Consider the following 19511-nt stretch of genomic DNA (forward strand, 5'->3'; position numbering starts at 1 on the left):
TGGTGCGGTGACACTGCGACTCCACGACTCGAAGGCCAGGGCCCTTCTCGACTTCACACCCCTCGTGCCGGGTGAGGTCGGCATCTACGTGTGCGGCCCCACCGTGCAGTCGTCGCCGCACATCGGGCACCTGCGTTCAGCGCTGGCCTACGACCTGCTGCGGCGCTGGCTGAGCTTCTCGGGCTACAAGGTCACCTTCGTGCGCAACGTCACCGACATCGACGACAAGATCCTGCTCAACGCCGACGGCACCGACGAGGAGTGGTGGGCGCTCGCCTATCGCGTCGAGCTCGAGTTCACCGCGGCATACAACGCCATCGGGGTGCTCCCGCCCACGTACGAGCCCCGCGCCACCGCCTCCATCCCCGAGATGCAGGCCATCATCACCCGGCTCATCGAGGCCGGCCACGCCTACGCCGCCGACGATGGCACGGGCGATGTCTACTTCGACACCGCGAGCTGGGCCGACTACGGTGAGCTCACCCACCAGCGACTCGACGACATGGAGCCCGCCACCGACTCCGACTCGCGCGGCAAGCGCGACGTGCGCGACTTCGCGCTGTGGAAGGGGCACAAGCCCGGCGAGCCGCTGACCGCCGCGTGGGAGAGCCCGTGGGGGCCCGGGCGGCCGGGCTGGCACATCGAGTGCTCCGCCATGTCGACGAAGTACCTCGGCACCCGCTTCGACATCCACGGCGGAGGCCTCGACCTGCGCTTCCCGCATCACGAGAACGAGCTCGCCCAGTCGCGTGCGGCGGGCGACGAGTTCGCCCGGTACTGGCTGCACAACGGCCTCGTGGCCGTGACCGGCGGGCAGAAGATGTCGAAGTCGCTCGGCAACTCGGTGTTCGCCTCCGAGCTCATCGCGGCCGCCCGGCCCGTGGTGCTGCGCTACTACCTCGGCACCGCCCACTACCGCTCCACCCTCGAGTACCACGAGGGCGCGCTCGCCGAGGCCGAGGCCGCGGTGTCGCGCATCGAAGGCTTCCTCGAGCGGGCCCAGCGCCGTCTCACCGGCACGCGCTTCGCGAACGCCGTCTCGCAGGTGGTGCCCGAGGAGTTCCGGGCCGCCATGGACGACGATCTCGCCGTGCCGCAGGCGGTCGCCGTCATCCACGAGACCGTTCGCCGCGGCAACGCCGCGCTCGACGACGAGGACTTCGCCGAGGCGGCTGCGCTGCTCGGACAGGTCACGGCGATGACCGAGGTGCTCGGCATGAACCCGCTCGCACCGGAGTGGGCGGCCGGCTCGGGAGACGATGCCGAATCGCGTGCTCTCGCCGCCCTGGTCGAAGGCCTCGTCGCCGACCGTCAGACCGCCCGGGCCGCCCGGGATTTCACCACCGCCGACCGCATCCGCGACGAGCTCGCGCAGGCCGGCATCTCGATCGAAGACACGCCCTCGGGCGCGCATTGGAGTCTCGATGGCTAAGCCAGGATCGGGCCGGCCCTCGCGCGCCGGCGCCGTGCGCAAGACCAGCAAGGGCCGCACCGTCGGCTCGGGCGGGCAGGGCCGTCAGGCCCTCGAGGGCAAGAAACCCACGCCCAAGGCCGAAGACCGGCCCTACCACCCCGCGGGCAAGGCGAAGGCCGCGCGCGAACGCTTCGTCGCTGCGGGCGGCAAGGGGCGCCCGGGCGCGCGCTCCACGAGCGAGCGCGGGCAGCAGGACACGGGCCGCACTGCTCCCGCCCGCCGGGTGAAGAAGTCCGACGACGCCGAGATGGTCACCGGGCGCAACTCGGTGGTCGAGGCGCTCCGGGCGCGCATCCCGGCCACCGCGCTCTACGTGGCGTTCCGGGTCGAGGTCGACGAGCGCGTCAAGGAGGCGCTGTCGCTGGCCAACAAGCGCGGCATCCCCGTGCTGGAGGTGATGCGGCCCGAGCTCGACCGGCTCTCCGGCCCCGACTCGGTGCACCAGGGGCTGGCCCTCAAGGTGCCGCCGTATGAGTACGCGCATCCGGAGTCCCTGCTCGACCAGGTCGTGTCGCGAGGCCAGACGCCACTGTTCGTGGCGCTCGACGGCATCACCGATCCTCGCAACCTCGGTGCCATCATCCGGTCGACCGCGGCCTTCGGCGGCCACGGGGTCATCGTGCCCCAGCGTCGGTCGGTGGGCGTCACCGCCTCGGCGTGGAAGACGTCGGCGGGAGCCGCGGCGCACACGCCCGTGGCGATGGCGTCGAACCTCACGCAGACACTCAAGGCCTTCAAGGCTGCCGGCGTCTTCGTGGTGGGGCTGGCCGGCGACGGCGACGTGAGCCTGCCGGGTCTCGACCTGGCCACCGGTCCGGTCGTCGTGGTCGTGGGCAGCGAGGGCAAGGGCCTCTCGCGCCTGGTCACCGAGACCTGCGACGCGATCGTGTCGATCCCGATCGCGTCGTCGACCGAGTCGCTGAACGCGGGCATCGCCGCCTCCGTCACGCTCTACGAGATTGCGAGGGCGCGTGCGCTCTAGGCGACGATCCGGTGGATCGTCGCGCGCAGCCAGCCCCGACGAAGCTATGCTTCGGCGGTTCCGGGATCAGCGCTAGACCTTCAGTCGCCAGTCCTCATCCGGGGCGTCGACGATCGGGATGGCCATCGTGATGGCGCCCGTCGGCGGGTCGATGACGGTGGCCTCGTCGCGGCGGTGGCGCAGCACGGTGTCGATGTACGAGGAGAGCGCTTCGGCCAGCGGCACGTCGCGGTTCTGGTCTTGACTCATGTACCAGCGATGGTCGAGCAGCTGGTGGAAGACCTCGGCCGGCTCGAGCTTGCCGCGCAGCTCACGGGGGATCGACCGGATGACCGGTTCGAACACCCGGGCGAGCCACTCGTGCGCCACCATCTCCTCGTCGAACTCCTTGCGGCCGTACTTGGCGCTGTAGGAGTCGAGGTCGTTGAGCAGGCGCCTGGCCTGGTTCTCCTGAGCGTCGAGCCCGGTGAGCCGCAGCAGCCGGCGCTGGTGGTGACCCGCATCCACCACCTTGGGCTGGATGCGCACGGTCGTGCCGTCTTCGGTGGTCTTGATGGCGAGCTCTTCGATGTCGAAGCCGAGGTCGTTGAGGCGGTCGACGCGCTCGTTGATGCGCCAGCGCTCGGAGGAGTTGAACGACTCCGCGCCGGTGAGCTCCTTCCACAGCGAGCGGTAGGCCGCCACGATGCCGTTGGAGACGGTGACGGGGTCGAGGTCTTCATCGGCGCGGCCGCCGGCCTCGAGATCCATGAGCTCGCCGGCGATGTTGACGCGGGCGATCTCGAGGTCGTTCTCGCGCTGGCCGTTCGAGAGGCCGCCCTCGAAGAGCTGGCCGGTCTCGGCATCGACGAGGTAGGCGGCGAAGGCGCCGGCGTCGCGGCGGAAGAGGGTGTTCGACAGCGACACGTCGCCCCAGAAGAAGCCGGAGATGTGCAGGCGCACCAGCAGCAGGGCGAGGGCGTCGACCAGGCGGGTGGCGGTGTCGGGGCGCAGCTGCTGCGAGAACAGCGCGCGGTAGGGGAGCGAGAACTTGAGGTGCCGGGTGACGAGCACCGAGCGCAGCTCCTCGCCCTCGGCGTCGGTGCGATTCGTGATGACGGCGAGCGGGTCGACGCAGGGCACGTCGAGGCGCTGCAGGGTGCGCAGCATCTCGTACTCGCGCTTGGCCATCTCGTCGGTGGTCTCCTTCACGGCGACGACGTGGCCGGAGAGGTGCGCGAAACGCACCAGGTGGCGTGAGATGCCCTTCGGGAGGGCGGCGATGTACTGGTCGGGCCAGAGGTCCAACGGCAACTGCCACGGCAGATCCAGCAGGGCCGGATCTGCCGTGGCAGAGGTGATCGAGAGCGAGCTCGTCACAGGATGCGGTGCCTTCTGATCGGGGTCAGCTGACGACGGCCTTGTTGCCGAGGCGGTCGCCCGACTCCAGGTCGAACAGGTGCACGTGGTTCGGGGCGGCGGTGAGGAACACCTTGTCGCCGACGAAGGGGTGCGAGCGGCCGTCGACGCGGGCGACGATGTCGGTGCGCTTGCCGTCGATGTCGGAGTGACCGTAGAGGTAACCGTCGGCACCGAGCTCCTCGATGAGGTCGACCGTCACCTCGAGGCCCTCGCCCGCGGTGGTGGAGACCACGATGTCCTCGGGGCGCACACCGATGGTGGCGCTGGTGGCGCTCGTGGTGGCCAGGGTCTCGCGGTCGACCGGAACGATCGAGGTGCCGAACTTCACGCCGGTGTCGGCGAGGTCGGCGTGGAACAGGTTCATCGCGGGCGAGCCGATGAAGCCGGCCACGAACACGTTGTTCGGCTTCTCGTAGAGGTCGCGCGGCGAGCCGACCTGCTGCAGCAGGCCGTCCTTGAGCACGGCGATGCGGTCGCCCATGGTGAGCGCCTCGGTCTGGTCGTGGGTGACGTAGACGGTGGTGACGCCCAGGCGGCGCTGCAGGCTCGCGATCTGGGTGCGGGTCTGCACACGGAGCTTGGCGTCGAGGTTCGACAGCGGCTCGTCCATGAGGAACACCTGGGGCTGACGCACGATGGCGCGGCCCATGGCGACGCGCTGACGCTGACCACCCGAGAGGGCCTTGGGCTTGCGGCTGAGGTAGGGCTCGAGGTCGAGCAGCTTCGCGGCCTCGAGCACGCGGCTGGCGCGCTCGTCTTTGCCGACGCCCGCGATCTTGAGCGCGAAGCCCATGTTCTCGGCCACGGTCATGTGGGGGTAGAGGGCGTAGTTCTGGAAGACCATGGCGATGTCGCGGTCTTTCGGGGGGATGTCGGTGACGTCGCGGTCGCCGATGAGGATGCGGCCCTCGTTGACCTCTTCGAGGCCGGCGAGCATGCGCAGCGAGGTCGACTTTCCGCAGCCCGAGGGGCCGACCAGAACCAGGAACTCGCCGTCGGCGACCTCGAGGTCGAGCTTGTCGACCGAGGCGCGGGTGGCGCCCGGGTAGATGCGGGACGCCTTGTCGAAAGTGACAGATGCCATGATTCAGTTACTCCTTCACCGGCAGGTACGTGCCGGACGATCCGTAGTGAATGGATGTGAAACCAGGTCTTCGCCGTTGGAGACCCATCGGACATTATCGCACGCTCCGCACATCCAGGTGACGCGAGGGAGACTCCCAGACGGCGTTCCTACTATCCTTGAGGAGTCGCCACACCGGCGCCCCTCCGCACGCCACCATCCCGAGCGTGCCCGACCCACACACGGAGCTTCACGCAATGACCCCTGGCGGAACCGACGACTCGCGTCTCAGCAAGAACCAGCGACGAGAAGCGGCCCGCGAGAAGGCCAAGCAACTCCGCGAAGAGCAGCGCAAGCGTGAGGTGCGCAACCGCGTCATCCTGTTCTCGTCGCTGGGTCTGGTTCTCGTGGCCATCGTGGTGGGTGTGACCCTCGTCATCACCTCCACCATCCGCCCGGCGGGCCCCGGCCCGGCGAACATGGCCAGCGACGGCATCGTCATCGGCCAGGGCTTCGTGGCGCAGCCGACCGCGGCGCTCGCCGCCGGCGAAGACCCCATCCCCACCGAGACCGACCCGGCCTCGGGCGTCGTCGACATCCGGCTCTACGTCGACTACCTGTGCCCCTACTGCGGCCAGTTCGAGACCACGAACAACGAGCAGATGGGCGAGTGGATCGACTCCGGCGCCGCGACCGTCGAGATCCACCCGCTGTCCATCCTCGACCGTGCCTCGCTCGGCAGCCGGTACTCGACCCGTGCCGCCAACGCGGCCGCGTGCGTGGCGAACTACTCGCCCGACCAGTTCTGGGCGTTCAACGGCCTGCTCTACACGAACCAGCCCGAAGAGAACACCGAGGGCCTCGACAACGCGGCCCTGAAAGACCTCGTGTCGCAGGCCGGCGTCACCGAGCAGAGCTCGATCGACAGCTGCATCGACGACACCACCTTCCGCGGCTGGGTCGAAGACGCCACCACGCGCGCCCTCAACGACCCGCTGCCCGGCACCGACTTCTCGGTCGAGGGTACCCCCACGGTACTTGTGAACGGCCAGAAGTACAGCGGCTCGCTCACCGACCCCGACGCGTTCTCGGCCTTCGTGGTGCAGGTCGCCGGCGAGGCCTACGACGACTCCACCGCCACTCCCACGCCGACGCCCAGCGCCGAGCCGACCGAGACGCCCGCGGGCTGACGGTGAGGCGGCGCCGAGCCGCCTCCCTCCGGGTGGCTACACTGTTCATGTTCCACCCCAGCCGGCCTGGCGCAATTGGTAGCGCACCGCTCTTGTAAAGCGGGGGTTACGGGTTCGAGTCCCGTGGCCGGCTCTAGTAGACGATCTGCATCGGCACGGCCGTCGACCCGAAACCGGGGGCTGTGAAGGTGACGGTCGCGACCGGGGTCGGAGACTGGGAGCGGTCGGTGCTCGAGATGAGCACGTAGAGCACGCCGGTCTCGGAGCCGGGGTCGAGCGCGGCGTTGTAGCTGAACGTGCGGGTGCCGCCCGACCCGCTGCTAGACCACGCTGCATTCCCGGCGTAGGCGTACCAGGTCCACCCCGCACCGCTCGGCAGCGCCCCGGTGATGGCACCAGACGCGAGCGCCTGGTCGCCCGTGTTGGTGAGGTAGATCGCGTATGTCGTGCTGCCTGACGGCGTGTATTCCGTGGGGCCGACTGCCCGGAGGCCCAGCAGCGCAGGCTCCGGGCTCGCCGTCGCGGCGGGTGCGGTGGCGGCCACCACCACGACGGGTGCGGCCCAAGCCGCCCCGATCACGGCGCGCCGACTGACGGTGTTCCCCTGTTCCCCCATGCGATGAGGATACAGCCCGAGCCGCCGCGCTTCCCGCCCCCGTCAGAGGGGCTTGCGGCGTCAGAGGGGCTTGCGGCGCTCGAGGGCGAAGGAGACGAGCAGGAAGGTGAGACCGATCAGCGAGAGGCCCACGCCGACCCAGGCGGGGGAGAGGTAGCCGAGGCCCGCGGCGATCACCACGCCGCCGAGGAACGCGCCGAGGCTGTTGCCCACGTTGAGCGCCGAGTGGTTGAGCGCGGCGGCGAACGACTGGGCGTCGCGCGCGGCGTCCATGAGGCGGGTCTGGATGGCAGGGCCGCACGAGCCCGTGGCCAGGCCTACCAGGAACACGAACACGATGAGCCCGCCGACCGTCGAGGCGAACAGGGCGAAGCCGAGCACCGCGATGCCGATGGAGCAGATGCTCACGAGAAGCGAGCGCTTCACCGAGCGGTCGGTGAGCCAGCCCGAGACGAAGTTGCCGATGGTCATGCCGACGCCGAAGAGCACGAGGATCCACGGTACGAACTCCGCCGAGAGCCCGGCCACTTCGGTGACGATGGGCGCGATGAAGGTGTACACCGCGAAGATGCCGCCGAAGCCGATCGACGCCACACCGAGCGTCAACCACACCTGGGAGCGCTTGAGGGCGCTGAGCTCGCCCCGCAGCGTCGCCGTCGGGTCGCCGGGCCTGAACGGCACGGTGAGGATGATCGCCACCAGTGCCACCGCGAAGATGAGCGCCACGAAGAGATAGGCCGCCCGCCAGCCGAAGGCCTGCCCCAAGAAGGTGCCGGTGGGCACCCCCACCACGTTCGCGATGGCGAGGCCGCCCATGACGAACGAGACGCCGCGCGCCCGATTGCCCGGCCCCATGAGCGAGGCGGCCACGAGTGAGGCGATGCCGAAGTAGGCGCCGTGCGGCACCGCGCTGGCGAACCGCGCCGCCAGCACGAAGCCGAAGCTCGGCAGCAGGGCCGAGAGCGCGTTGCCGATGACGAACACCGTCACGAGGGCGATGAGCAGCCGCTTCCGCGACCACCGGGCCGCGAGCGCCGCGATGGTGGGCGCGCCCACCACGACACCGAGGGCGTAGGCCGACACGAGCAGGCCCGCGGTGGCGTTCGCACCCTCCGGGTCGAGCGCGTAGTCGTCCGGCAGCAGGTCTTGCGCGATGTCGGGCAGCAGCCCCATCGTCACGAACTCGGTCACGCCGATGCCGAAGCCGCCGATGGCCAGCGCGATGAGCGCGAACCATCGACGCGCGGCACTCAGGCCCGCGATGGGCGCAGGGCCGTGCGGGGTGTCTTGCGTGGAGGGGGAGTCATCGTCGACTGGAGCGGAGCGCAACTCAGTCACAGTGCTCCCAGTCTACGGCCTCGCCGAACCCCGGTGAACCGATTCAGAGGGCAGTCGGGCCGCCGTCAGAGCGTGCCGAGGTGCTCCGCCGCCTTGATGCGCCCCTTGGCCCGGGGCCGCTTGCCGCGCGCCGGCAGACCGCCCACGTAGAGCCAGCCCAGCAGTCGCTCGTTCTTGCCCAGCTTGTGCGCCTTGTGCACGGCCTTCGCCCTGGTGTGCTCGCCGGTGCGCCAGAACACGCCCCAGCCCTCGTCGTCGAGCACCAGCGACAGCGCGTGGGCGACACCGGAGGCGACGGCCTCCTGCTCCCACTCCGGCACCTTGTGCTTCGGGCGCACCGACGCCACCACCGCCAGCACGAGCGGAGCCCGCCTGGCTTTGGCACGGTACTTCTCCGCGTGCTTGGGCTTCACGCCCTCGGCCTTCGCCAGGCCGTCGCCCAGGCGATCGCGGTCGTCGCCGCGGAGCTCCAGGATGCGCCACGGCCGCAGCCCGCTGTGGTCGGCCAGCTGACCCGCCGCCTCGACCAGGGCGAGCAGCTCGTCGTGCGTGGGCGCCGCATCCGTCACTCGCGACGACGACCGCCGCGCGAGCATCGCCTGACGGACACCCGCCATCACTCGGCCGCTTCGAAGCGCAGCGCGATGGAGTTCATGCAGTAGCGGTCGCCCGTGGGAGTCTGCGGCGCGTCGTCGAAGAGGTGCCCGAGGTGCGAGCCGCACGAGGCGCAGCGCACCTCCGTGCGCACCATGCCGAGCGAGCGGTCTTCGATGAGCTCCACGGCGTCGGAGCCGGTGGGGTCGTAGAAGCTCGGCCAGCCGCAGTGGGAGTCGAACTTGGTGGTGCTGCGGAACAGCTCGGCCCCGCAGGCGCGGCAGGCGTAGACGCCCTCACGGTTCTCGTCGAGCAGCTCGCCCGTCCACGGCCGCTCGGTCGCGGCCTGTCGCAGCACCGCGAACTCGTCGGCGCTCAGCTCGCCACGCCACTCGTCGTCGGACTTCGACACCTCGTACGCCATCATCGCTCCCGCTCGTCACGACGGCCGGATGAATGCACCCGGCCGAACCACCATCATCGCAGCATTCCCCGGCAGTACACTCAGCCGGTGACCGATCCCCAGCTTCACCGCGCCCCCTGGGCCGAGCTCACCACCACCGAGCTCTACGGCATCCTGAAACTGCGCACCGACGTCTTCTTCGTCGAGCAGAAGGTCGACGAGTCGGAGCTCGACTGGCGCGATGCCGAGCCGGGCACCACGCACTACTGGTTCGAGGCCGACGGCGAGGTCGTCGCCTGCCTGAGGGTGCTGACGGATGCGCAGCCCGCCCACCGCGACGCCCGGCTGCTCATCGGGCGCGTGGTCACGCATCCCGACCACCGCGGTCGCGGGCTCGCCGTGCGACTGCTCGAGGCGGCGATCGGCGAGTTCGGCCGCGAGGCGATGGTGCTGCACGCCCAGAGCTACGTGGTGCCGCTCTATGCGCGGGTGGGTTTCGAGGCGTTCGGCGAGGAGTACGAAGAGGCCGGGATCGTGCACCGCTCGATGTACCGACCGGGTGGCGCGTCTCTCGGCGGGTACCGAGGTGCGCTCGAATAAGATGTGCCGACGGATCGCTGCAGACGGAGGGAGGAACCATGGCGCCACGCGAGGAGCTCAGTGAACGCGACGTGCGCATCCTCGCTTTCGAGCGCAGCTGGTGGCGCCACGCCGGCGCCAAGGAGCAGGCGATCCGCAAGGACTTCGGGCTCTCCTCCGCCCGGTACTACCAACTGCTCGGCGCGCTGATCGACTCCCCGGCCGCGCTCGCGCACGACCCGATGCTCATCACACGACTCCAGCGCATCCGCAGGGCCAGGCTCGACGCCCGCTCCGCCAGGATACTGGGTCGCGCCGAATAGGACCCGTCTACCCCCATGGCTCAGTACACGCACGACAGCTTCGACCGCCTGCCCGAACGCCCGGCCAGGGTGGGTGCCCACCGGGGGCCGCGGCCGCGCGGGCGGGGCTGGATGGTGTTCGCCTGGGCGGCGCTGGCCACCGTGGTGCTCGTGGGGCTCGGAATCGGCTACCTCGCCGTCATCAACAACAACATCCAGTTCACCGACGCGTTCGCGGGCGGTGGCGCGGCCGCCACGGCCACCCCCACGCCCACCGAGGAGCCGATCACCCCGATCGTCGACGGCACCCTCGCCGTCACCGTGCTGAACGGCACCGAGGTCGCCGGTCTCGCGGGCGCCGTCGGCCAGGTCGCGGTGGGTGCGGGCTGGAACGTGGCGACCACGGCCAACGCCAGCACCACCGACTTCGCCACGACCACCGTCTTCTACAGCGACCCGGTGAACGAGGCGGCGGCTCTCGGGCTGGCCCAGACGCTGGGCGGCGTGCCGACCGAGCTCTCCACGAGCTTCGACGCCGCGCTCACCGTCGTGCTCGGCACCGACTACACCGGGCCGGGCTCGGAGGGTCTCGTCGAGACCCCCGTCGACGAGGCCCCAGCCGAAGACGCCCCGGCCGAGTGAGCGGCCCCTCGCGGCCCAATATTTCGCGTTTGTTTCCGTCGTGTTGAGTTGCGGTCACGATGTGACGAATTCACCGTCCCGCCGCCTTGGGGCTGATTAGTATCTGGAAATGGTCGTGGCAACAGTGTCACAGCTCCAGAAACACAGCACTTGGGAGTAACGATGGCGAACGGAACCGTGAAGTGGTTCAACGCTGAAAAGGGCTACGGCTTCATCACGGTCGACGGGGGCGGGCAGGACGTGTTCGTGCACTACTCCGCGATCGACATGGCCGGTTACAAGGTGCTCGAAGAGGGCCAGCAGGTCGTCTTCGAGGTCGGGACCGGAGCCAAGGGCCCTCAGGCCGAGTCGGTCCGGCTGGCCTGATCCGCACCGCCCGCACGGGGGCGCTCGCCGCGGTCGCGGCTGTGCTCGCCGTGACACTGTCCGCCTGCGTTCCGGGCGCGGCACCCGTGGCCGATCCCGAGCCGGTCGCATCCTCGACCCCCACCCCGACGCCGGAGCCTCCACCCCTGGTGGTGTCGCCCCTCCGGGGAACCCTGGTCGATCCCGCGAGCGTGGCGCATCCCGCCCTCTCGGCGAAGATCGACGACCATGAGGATGCGCGGCCGCAGATCGGTCTCGAGCGCGCCGACATCGTGTTCGAGGAGCTCGTCGAGGGCGGGCTCACGCGCTACGTGGCGGTGTGGCACTCCGACATCCCCGAGCTCATCGGGCCGGTGCGGTCGGTCCGGCCGATGGATCCCGACATCCTCACGCCGATCGGCGGCATCGTCGCGTACTCGGGTGGTCAGCAGCAGTTCGTCGACATGATGGAGGCGACTCCTCTCTACAACGCCGTGCACGGCAATGCCGACACCGAGGAGACCTTCTACCGCATCGACGGCTACGACAGCCCGCACGACGTGGTGGTGAACGCGCAGCAGCTCGTGGCCGAGCATTCCGACCTGGCCGCGCCGGCGCAGCAGTTCGCCTACGCTCCGGATGCGGCGGCCGCGACCGCGGCGGCCGTCGCGGTGGGTGGGCAGCAGACCGCCTCGCTCGAGCTCGTGTTCTCGTCGTCGTCGGCGCGGTCGTGGAGCTGGGACGCCGCATCCGGCACCTTCCTCCGTTCGCAGGACGGTCTGCCTGACGTCGCGGAGTCGGGGGCCGCGATCTCGGCGGCGAACGTGGTGAGTCTGCGAGTCGACGAGGTGTACGACTACGACGCCGAGGTGCCGCGCGCGGTCATGGTGGCCTCGGGCGAGGCCTGGGTGTCGATCGGTGGGGTGACGCAGCACGCGACGTGGTCGAAGGCCTCGATGGCGGCGTCCATCCTGCTCGTCGACGACACCGGTGCGCAGGTGCAGCTCGCACCGGGCACCACGTGGGTGGAGCTCGTGCCGCTGGAGACGGGGTCGGTCGCGGTGGTGCCGCCCGCTCCGGCCGAGGCGCCCGTCGACGACGCGGGCTGAGAACGCGGCCTGGGAAGGCGCGCTGAGGAGTTCGGGCTCACTTGCACTCGGGGGTCGCGAGTGCCAATATTGGTTTGGCACTCGGTCATGCGGAGTGCTAACAACCTGAATCTTTGAAGACGTCCAGGAGGGCGAGAAACACACATGGCAAAGATCATTGCTTTCGACGAGGAGGCCCGTCGCGGTCTCGAGCGCGGCCTCAACATCCTGGCCGACGCGGTGAAGGTCACGCTCGGCCCGCGCGGTCGCAACGTCGTTCTCGAGAAGAAGTGGGGTGCTCCCACCATCACGAACGACGGCGTCTCCATCGCCAAGGAGATCGAGCTCGACGACCCGTACGAGAAGATCGGCGCCGAGCTGGTCAAGGAGGTCGCCAAGAAGACCGACGACGTCGCGGGCGACGGCACCACCACCGCCACCGTTCTCGCTCAGGCGCTCGTCAAGGAGGGCCTCCGCAACGTGGCCGCCGGCGCCGACCCCATCAGCCTGAAGAAGGGCATCGAGAAGGCCGTCGCCGCCGTCTCGGCCGAGCTGATCAAGAACGCCAAGGAGATCGAGACCAAGGACGAGATCGCGGCCACCGCGTCCATCTCGGCGGCCGACCCCGAGATCGGCGCCATCATCGCCGAGGCCATCGACAAGGTGGGCAAGGAGGGTGTCGTCACCGTCGAGGAGTCGAACACCTTCGGCACCGAGCTCGAGCTCACCGAGGGCATGCGCTTCGACAAGGGCTACCTGTCGGCCTACTTCGTCACCGACCCCGAGCGTCAGGAAGCGGTCTTCGAAGACCCCTACATCCTGATCGTGAACAGCAAGGTCTCCAACATCAAAGACCTGCTGCCCATCGTCGACAAGGTGATCCAGACCGGCAAGCAGCTGCTCATCATCGCGGAGGACGTCGACGGCGAGGCCCTGGCCACGCTGGTCGTCAACAAGATCCGTGGCATCTTCAAGTCGGTCGCCGTCAAGGCCCCCGGCTTCGGCGACCGCCGCAAGGCCCAGCTGCAGGACATCGCGATCCTCACCGGCGGCCAGGTCATCTCCGAGGAGGTCGGCCTCAAGCTCGAGAACGTCACCCTCGACCTGCTCGGTCAGGCCCGCAAGGTCGTCATCACCAAGGACGAGACCACCATCGTCGAGGGTGCCGGCGACGCCGAGGCCATCGCCGGTCGCGTCGCGCAGATCCGCGCCGAGATCGAGAACACCGACAGTGACTACGACCGCGAGAAGCTGCAGGAGCGCCTCGCCAAGCTCGCCGGCGGTGTCGCGGTCATCAAGGCCGGTGCCGCCACCGAGGTCGAGCTCAAGGAGCGCAAGCACCGCATCGAAGACGCTGTGCGCAACGCCAAGGCCGCCGTCGAGGAGGGCATCGTCGCCGGTGGTGGCGTGGCTCTCATCCAGGCCGGCAAGACCGCGTTCGAGGGTCTGTCGCTCGAGGGCGACGAGGCGACCGGTGCGAACATCGTCAAGGTGGCCATCGAGGCGCCCCTGAAGCAGATCGCCTTCAACGCCGGCCAGGAGCCCGGTGTCGTCGCCGCCCGTGTGCGCGACCTCGAGTCGGGCTGGGGCCTCAACGCCGCCACCGGCGAGTACGTCGACCTGCTGGCCGCCGGCATCATCGACCCCGCCAAGGTCACCCGCTCGGCGCTGCAGAACGCCGCGTCGATCGCCGGCCTCTTCCTCACCACCGAGGCCGTCGTGGCCGACAAGCCCGAGAAGAACCCGGCCCCCGTGGGCGACCCCACCGGTGGCATGGACTTCTGAGTCTCTGCTAGCTGCACCAAAGCGCCTCTCGCCTTCGGGCGAGGGGCGCTTTGCTGTTCGCGCCGGTCCTTGCCCGGTGCGAAGCGGCATGTGGGCGTGCGGTCGCTGGCGCGGCCGCGCGCCCACCTCGGGTCGGCCGGGTGGGGCCTGGCCGCACTTACCCACCCACCCGTGCTCGTGCCCGCCCGCCATCCACCGACCATCACCCGTCCGCAAAGACGAGCCTGAGCGGTCACGCGCCGTATAGGCAGCCGAGGGGCGCGAGGTTCGTGTGAACGGCGGTGGGGTGAGCGCGAAGAGAGGATGGAGCGGCAACTTTGCCGCTTACCGCGTTACCGCACCCTCCTGGCACGCCGGAGTGCGGGTTCGCCACGCGTGGAGGGGAGTGACGCCGTAGGCGGCGCGGATGGGCGCAGGAGTGGCGAAGTGGTGCGCGGGTGCGGGCGGTGAGAGCGCGGGTGCGGGTGGACGGGCGGGCGCGGGGCGGCGGGCGCGGGGCGGCGGGCGCGGCAGTGCTTTGCGGCGGCTGGGTGCGGCCACCGCGGGTGCGGGTGGGGCGGGCGCAGGCTGGCGGGCGCGGAACGGCTTGGGGTGGGCGGAGTGCGGCGGGCGGGGTGCGGTGGGCACGAGCGCTGGTGGGCGCGGGTGATGGTGGGCGCGGGCGCGGCGGGGTCAGGGGGTGGCGAGGGGGAGGGTGACGCGGAAGGTGGCGCCGCCGCCGCGGGTTTCGAGGGCTTCGACGGTGCCGTGGTGGGCGTGGAGGATGGAGGAGACGATGGCGAGGCCGAGGCCTGAGCCGCCGGTCTCGCGGGTGCGCGAGGAGTCGGCGCGCCAGAAGCGCTGGAAGATCTTCTCGCGGATCTGGGGCGGGATGCCTTCGCCGTGGTCGATGATGTCGACGACGGCCACACCGCGGGTCTCGTCGGCCCGCACCGACAGCTCGATCGGGCTGTCGTCGTCGGTGAACCGCAGCGCGTTGCCGATGAGGTTCGTGAGCACCTGACGGATCTTGTTCTCTTCCGCCAGCACGATCGGCCGCACCTCCTCGGGCACCACCACGACCTCGACCGGCTCGCCGTCGCCAGCGCCGCCGTCGACACCGGCGGCCGACGCCGACGGATCGACGATCGGCAGCGGAGACGTGGCCGTGCCGCGCCCGCGCCGCCGCAGGCGCGCGAGCGCACCGGCGAACGGGATGGGCCGGGTCGCCGTGCTGGGGGTACCCGCGTCGTCACCCGAAGAGCCGTCCCCCGCAGTCTCGCCCACGGCGTCGAGCGCAGGCCCGAACGTCACCGACGACGGCCCGTGCGGAGTGATCACCGACACCACGCGGCCGGGCGACGCCGCCCGCGCATCCATCGCCGCATCCATCGTGAGGGGCACGAGGTCGACCAGCGCGAGCTGCAGCGGCCGGGTCTCGTCGAGCCGCGCGAGCTCGAGCAGGTCTTCGACCAGCGTGCCCATGCGGATCGCCTCCTTCTCGATGCGGTCCATCGCCTGGGCCACGTCTTCAGGGGTCTGCAGCGCACCCATCCGGTAGAGCTCGGCGTACCCACGCACCGACACCAGCGGGGTGCGCAGCTCGTGCGAGGCGTCCCCGACGAAGCGGCGCATCTGGTCGATGGTGCGGGCGCGGTCGGCGAAGGCCGTGTCGATGCGCGAGAGCATCGTGTTGAGCGAGCGGTTGAGCCGCCCCACCTCGGTGTTGGGTTCGACATCGGTGAGGCGCCGGCTGAAGTCACCGCCGTCGGCGATCGCCGCGGCCGTGGCCTCCACCTCGCGCAACGGCCCGAACGTCGAGGTGACGAGCAGGCGCGTGAGCATGGCGCCCAGGATGACGACGCCCACCCCGAACGCGAGGAAGATCGACAGATAAGTGGCCGTGGTGCGCTCCGTCTCGGCCAGCGACTTCGCGATGATGACGCTGCCCGAGGAGTCGTCGCCCCCGAACAGGATCACCGTCGACGTGACCGCGTGCCACTCCGTGCGCTGGTCGACCGAGCGCACACTGAACACGTTGCCCCCGAGCTCGGCCGAGGTCTCGAGCGACACCTTGGCGTCGGGCACCGTGCCCTCGTCGCGGTCGCTCCAGTTGCTCACGATGAGGTTGCCCTGCGCATCGAGCAGACCCACGAAGTACTCCGTGGGTGCGGAGGTGATGTCTTGGATGCTGAACTGCTCGGTGGTGGCGTCAGGCCCCAGGAAGGGCGAGGGATCGCGGCTGGCGGCCTCGAGCTGCGAGTCGACCTGCTGGAGCAGGTAGGTGCGCAGCACCACCATCGTGCCGACGCCCGACACCACGAGCCCGAAGGTGAGCATGAGCACCGTCACGCCCGTGATCTTCGTGCGGAGGGAGATCGCGTTCCACTGCGTCAGGATGGCGTTGAGCATGCTCCCGACAGGCTACGCCTTCTACGCCTTTGAGACTTTGAGCATGTACCCGAAGCCGCGCTTGGTCTGGATGAGCGACTCCTCGGTGTGGGCGTCGAGCTTGCGGCGCAGGTAGGAGATATAGCTCTCCACGATGCCGGCGTCGCCGTTGAAGTCGTACTCCCACACGTGGTCGAGGATCTGCGCCTTCGACAGCACCCGATTGGGGTTGAGCATGAGGTAGCGCAGCAGCTTGAACTCGGTGGGGGAGAGCTCGATGGCGGTGTCGGCCACGAACACCTCGTGCGTGTCCTGGTCCATGGTGAGGTCGCCGGCGCGGATGATGGCGTCTTCGTCGGCCTGCATGGTGCGGCGGAGGATCGCCTTGATGCGCGCCACGATCTCGTCGAGCGAGAACGGCTTGGTGACGTAGTCGTCGCCGCCGACGGTGAGACCGGTGATCTTGTCTTCGGTGTCGTCTTTCGCGGTGAGGAAGAGGATGGGGGCGGTGTAGCCCGCCGCGCGCAGCCGCTTGGTGACGCCGAAGCCGTTCATGTCGGGCAGCATGACGTCGAGGATGATGAGGTCGGGCTCCTCCTCGAGCACAGCCGAGATGGTCTGTGCTCCGTTGGAGACGGCCCGCACCGCGAAGCCGGCGAAGCGCAGGCTCGTGGTGAGCAGGTCGCGGATGTTCGGTTCGTCGTCGACGATGAGGATGCGAGGTCCGGTCATGACTCCATTCTCTGACGGTTCGCTGTATGAAATCTGTGAGCATGTCGGATGCGCCGCAACACCACGAGAGCCGCCCACTCTGCAAAGGTGATGGCATGAGATACGTCGTCGGTTACACGGACACGGATGAGGGGCGCGACGCGCTCGCGCTGGCCGTGCGGCTCGCCCGCACCACGGGGGCCCGGCTCGACCTGGTGCTCGTGCTCGAGAGTGCGGAGCGGGCGACACTGGTGCCCGCGGATCCGGGCTACGAGCGGTACCTGCGCGAGACCACGGAGGGCTGGCTCGCCACCGGGCTCGCGCACGTGCCCGCGGGCATCGAGGCCACCACGCACGTGGTCTACGCCGAGTCGCCCGCCGACGGTCTGCTCGAGGCGGTCGAGACGCTGCGGGCCGAGCTCATCGTGATCGGCACCTCGCCCACCGGGCTACTCGGCCGCTTCACGCTGGGCTCCGACGCGAACGCGCTGCTCCACTCCGCTCCGGTTCCGGTGGCCCTGGCGCCCGGCGGGTGCGCCGCGGCCGGCGGCGCCCCGATCAGCCGCGTCACCTGCGCCATCGGCACCCGCCCCGGTGCCGACGAGCTGCTCGCCGCCGCCATCGGAGCCACCCGGCGCGGTGACGTTCCGCTGCGGCTGGTCTCGCTCGTCGCCCTCGACCAGCCGGGCGGCGCACCCGCTTCAGCCACCGGCACCGCGCATCCGGATGCCGCCACCCGCGCCGAGGCCCACGCCGCCGCCGTGCTCGAGGAGGCCGTCGCCCACCTCCCGGCCACGATCACCGTCACCAGCCAGGTGGCGACCGGCCGTCGCATCGAAGACGCCGTGGCCGCCCTCGACTGGTGGCCCGACGAGATCGCACTCGTCGGCTCGAGCCGCCTGGCCCAGCCCAAACGCCTCTTTCTCGGCTCGACCGCCGCGAAAATGCTGCGCGAGCTCCCCGTGCCCCTCATGGTCGTGCCCCGAGACGCCGAGTTCACCCTAGGAGACCTGTGATGCCCGAGACCACTCCGCCCGGCGACGTTGCGAACCCGCCCACCGCCGCTACCGCCGCCCTCTCGAAGAAGGGCCTCGGCGCAGGCACGGTGGGCCTGCTCGGCGCCATCGTCATCGGCATCTCGTGCATCGCCCCCGCCTACACGCTCACCGGGGCGCTCGGCCCGACGGTAGCCGTGGTCGGCACCCACGTGCCCGCCATCTTCCTGGTGGGCTTCATCCCGATGCTGCTCGTCGCCTTCGGCTACCGCGAGCTCAATAGCCGCATGCCCGACTCGGGCACCTCGTTCACCTGGGCCACCCGGGCGTTCGGGCCGTGGATCGGCTGGCTCGCCGGCTGGGGCCTCATCGCCGCCACCATCGTGGTGCTGTCGAACCTCGCGGGCATCGCGGTGGACTTCTTCTACCTCATGCTCTCGCAGATCTTCCAGAACCCGTCGATCGCCGATCTCACGAGCAATCCGTTCGTCAACGTGGTGACCTGTCTGGCGTTCATGCTCGGCGCCACCCTCATCTCCTATCGCGACATGCAGACCACGCAGAAGCTGCAGTACGTGCTCGTGGGGTTCCAGCTGCTCGTGATGGTGTTCTTCGGCGTCGTCGCGTTCATCCATGTGGGTGCCGGCGACGCGTTCGACGCGACGGCCATCTCGCTCGACTGGTTCAACCCGTTCGCGGTGGGGTCGTTCAGCGCCTTCGCCGCGGGGCTGTCGCTGTCGATCTTCATCTTCTGGGGGTGGGATGTGACCCTCACGATGAGCGAGGAGACCAAGGGCTCCACGAAGACGCCGGGGCGCGCCGCCACGCTCACCGTGGTGATCATCGTGGTGCTCTACCTGTTCCTCTCGGTGGCGCTCATCAGCTACTCGGGCGTGGGCGAGGGGGAGTACGGGCTCGGCAACTCCGACATCCAGGGCAACGTGTTCTTCTCGCTGGCCGGGCCCATCCTCGGGCCGCTCGCCATCCTGGTGTCGATCGCGGTGCTGTCGTCGTCAGCGGCGTCGCTGCAGTCGACCTTCGTGTCGCCGGCTCGGACCCTGCTCGCGATGGGGCACTACGGAGCGCTGTCGCCGAAGTTCGCCACCGTGCATCCGAAGTTCTTCACGCCCGGCTACGCCACCATCGTGTCGAGCGTCGTGGCCTCGGTGTTCTACACCGTGATGCGGTTCGTGTCGGAGGACGTGCTGTGGGACACCATCACGACGCTCGGCATGCTCATCTGCTTCTACTACGGGCTGACCGCGTTCGCGTGCGTGTGGTACTTCCGCAAGCAGTGGTTCGCGAGTGCGCGCAACGCGTTCTTCCAGTTCGCGGCGCCGCTGGTGGGCGGGCTCATCCTCGCGGTGCTGTTCGTGACCACGCTGATCGAGAGCGCGAACCCCGACTACGGCAGCGGGTCGAACATCGGCGGGGTGGGGCTGGTGTTCATTCTCGGGGTGGTGATCATCCTGCTCGGGATCGTGATCATGGTGGTGCAGTCGCGGGTGCGGCCGGAGTTCTTCCGCGGGCGAATCCTGGCCGCGGGGGTCGCGGGCGACGCGAACGAGACGGCGGCGGCGCTGCCGGAGTAGGGGGCAGGGCGCGGTGGCCGGATGCGGGTCAGGTGCGAGCG

At 69.7% G+C, this 19511-nt stretch carries 19 protein-coding genes and 1 tRNA gene; 12 read left to right on the forward strand and 8 right to left on the reverse strand.

Annotated elements, in window-relative coordinates:
- Nucleotides 1–7: 7 nt before the first annotated feature.
- Nucleotides 8–1432: a cysteine--tRNA ligase gene (gene cysS / locus N1031_RS13035; RefSeq protein ID WP_259480125.1), complete on the forward strand. Its 1425-nt coding sequence runs from the start codon at nucleotides 8–10 to the stop codon at nucleotides 1430–1432.
- On the forward strand, nucleotides 1425–2456 hold the full coding sequence (rlmB, locus tag N1031_RS13040; RefSeq protein WP_259480126.1) for a 23S rRNA (guanosine(2251)-2'-O)-methyltransferase RlmB: 1032 nt from the start codon (nucleotides 1425–1427) through the stop codon (nucleotides 2454–2456). Before cysS ends, rlmB begins: the two co-directional genes overlap by 8 nt.
- Nucleotides 2457–2528: 72 nt before the next feature.
- Here the strand turns inward: rlmB and N1031_RS13045 are convergent, their stop codons facing one another.
- Nucleotides 2529–3815, reverse strand: coding sequence for a DUF4032 domain-containing protein (locus N1031_RS13045; RefSeq protein ID WP_259480127.1), 1287 nt, complete (start codon nucleotides 3813–3815; stop codon nucleotides 2529–2531).
- A 25-nt stretch (nucleotides 3816–3840) separates the two neighbouring features.
- Nucleotides 3841–4941 carry an ABC transporter ATP-binding protein gene (locus N1031_RS13050; protein WP_259480128.1) on the reverse strand — a complete coding sequence of 367 codons (1101 nt, stop codon included), beginning with the start codon at nucleotides 4939–4941 and terminating at the stop codon, nucleotides 3841–3843.
- Nucleotides 4942–5177: 236 nt separating this feature from the next.
- Between N1031_RS13050 and N1031_RS13055 the strand changes: the two genes are divergently transcribed.
- Entirely contained in the window at nucleotides 5178–6110 is a 933-nt protein-coding gene (locus N1031_RS13055) for a DsbA family protein (protein WP_259480129.1), read from the forward strand.
- Between the two features lie 60 nt (nucleotides 6111–6170).
- A tRNA-Thr gene (locus N1031_RS13060) sits at nucleotides 6171–6243 on the forward strand.
- Here N1031_RS13060 and N1031_RS13065 read toward each other — a convergent pair.
- The 4 genes from N1031_RS13065 to msrB form a co-directional block, all read right to left on the reverse strand.
- Nucleotides 6244–6726: a hypothetical protein gene (locus N1031_RS13065; protein ID WP_259480130.1), complete on the reverse strand. Its 483-nt coding sequence runs from the start codon at nucleotides 6724–6726 to the stop codon at nucleotides 6244–6246.
- A gap of 60 nt (nucleotides 6727–6786) precedes the next feature.
- A complete protein-coding gene (locus N1031_RS13070; protein WP_375163640.1) occupies nucleotides 6787–8064 on the reverse strand; it encodes an MFS transporter in 1278 nt (425 codons plus the stop codon).
- A gap of 65 nt (nucleotides 8065–8129) precedes the next feature.
- Nucleotides 8130–8681 (reverse strand): nitroreductase family protein, encoded by a 552-nt coding sequence (locus N1031_RS13075; RefSeq protein ID WP_259480131.1) that lies wholly within the window; start codon nucleotides 8679–8681, stop codon nucleotides 8130–8132.
- The gene (gene msrB, locus N1031_RS13080; RefSeq protein WP_259480159.1) at nucleotides 8681–9082 is read right to left on the reverse strand and encodes a peptide-methionine (R)-S-oxide reductase MsrB; all 402 of its coding nucleotides are present in this window, start codon (nucleotides 9080–9082) and stop codon (nucleotides 8681–8683) included. The genes N1031_RS13075 and msrB overlap by 1 nt, the downstream gene beginning before the upstream one ends.
- Before the next feature lie 87 nt (nucleotides 9083–9169).
- Between msrB and N1031_RS13085 the strand changes: the two genes are divergently transcribed.
- From N1031_RS13085 to groL, 6 genes are all read left to right on the forward strand, one after another.
- A complete protein-coding gene (locus N1031_RS13085) occupies nucleotides 9170–9661 on the forward strand; it encodes a GNAT family N-acetyltransferase (RefSeq protein ID WP_259480132.1) in 492 nt (163 codons plus the stop codon).
- 38 nt (nucleotides 9662–9699) lie between these two features.
- Complete coding sequence (locus N1031_RS13090; RefSeq protein ID WP_259480133.1) at nucleotides 9700–9963, forward strand: DUF3263 domain-containing protein; 264 nt, start codon at nucleotides 9700–9702, stop codon at nucleotides 9961–9963.
- A 15-nt stretch (nucleotides 9964–9978) separates the two neighbouring features.
- The gene (locus tag N1031_RS13095; protein ID WP_259480134.1) at nucleotides 9979–10584 is read left to right on the forward strand and encodes a LytR C-terminal domain-containing protein; all 606 of its coding nucleotides are present in this window, start codon (nucleotides 9979–9981) and stop codon (nucleotides 10582–10584) included.
- 162 nt (nucleotides 10585–10746) lie between these two features.
- The gene (locus N1031_RS13100; protein WP_022898088.1) at nucleotides 10747–10950 is read left to right on the forward strand and encodes a cold-shock protein; all 204 of its coding nucleotides are present in this window, start codon (nucleotides 10747–10749) and stop codon (nucleotides 10948–10950) included.
- Between the two features lie 50 nt (nucleotides 10951–11000).
- Nucleotides 11001–12038, forward strand: coding sequence for a DUF3048 domain-containing protein (locus N1031_RS13105; RefSeq protein ID WP_259480135.1), 1038 nt, complete (start codon nucleotides 11001–11003; stop codon nucleotides 12036–12038).
- Between the two features lie 144 nt (nucleotides 12039–12182).
- Nucleotides 12183–13802, forward strand: a complete 1620-nt coding sequence (gene groL, locus N1031_RS13110; protein ID WP_259480136.1) for a chaperonin GroEL — start codon at nucleotides 12183–12185, stop codon at nucleotides 13800–13802.
- Nucleotides 13803–14474: 672 nt separating this feature from the next.
- On the opposite strand, the gene N1031_RS13115 is transcribed toward groL, so the two are convergent.
- Nucleotides 14475–16193 (reverse strand): sensor histidine kinase, encoded by a 1719-nt coding sequence (locus tag N1031_RS13115; RefSeq protein WP_259480137.1) that lies wholly within the window; start codon nucleotides 16191–16193, stop codon nucleotides 14475–14477.
- A gap of 21 nt (nucleotides 16194–16214) precedes the next feature.
- A complete protein-coding gene (locus N1031_RS13120) occupies nucleotides 16215–16904 on the reverse strand; it encodes a response regulator transcription factor (RefSeq protein WP_259480138.1) in 690 nt (229 codons plus the stop codon).
- A gap of 95 nt (nucleotides 16905–16999) precedes the next feature.
- On the opposite strand from N1031_RS13120, the gene N1031_RS13125 reads away from it, so the two are divergent.
- Together N1031_RS13125 and N1031_RS13130 are read left to right on the forward strand one after the other, a co-directional pair.
- Complete coding sequence (locus N1031_RS13125) at nucleotides 17000–17899, forward strand: universal stress protein (protein ID WP_259480139.1); 900 nt, start codon at nucleotides 17000–17002, stop codon at nucleotides 17897–17899.
- Entirely contained in the window at nucleotides 17899–19470 is a 1572-nt protein-coding gene (locus N1031_RS13130; protein WP_259480140.1) for an APC family permease, read from the forward strand. Before N1031_RS13125 ends, N1031_RS13130 begins: the two co-directional genes overlap by 1 nt.
- Nucleotides 19471–19511 lie beyond the last annotated feature (41 nt).

The organism is Herbiconiux moechotypicola (genome assembly GCF_024979255.1).
GTDB lineage: Bacteria > Actinomycetota > Actinomycetes > Actinomycetales > Microbacteriaceae > Herbiconiux > Herbiconiux moechotypicola.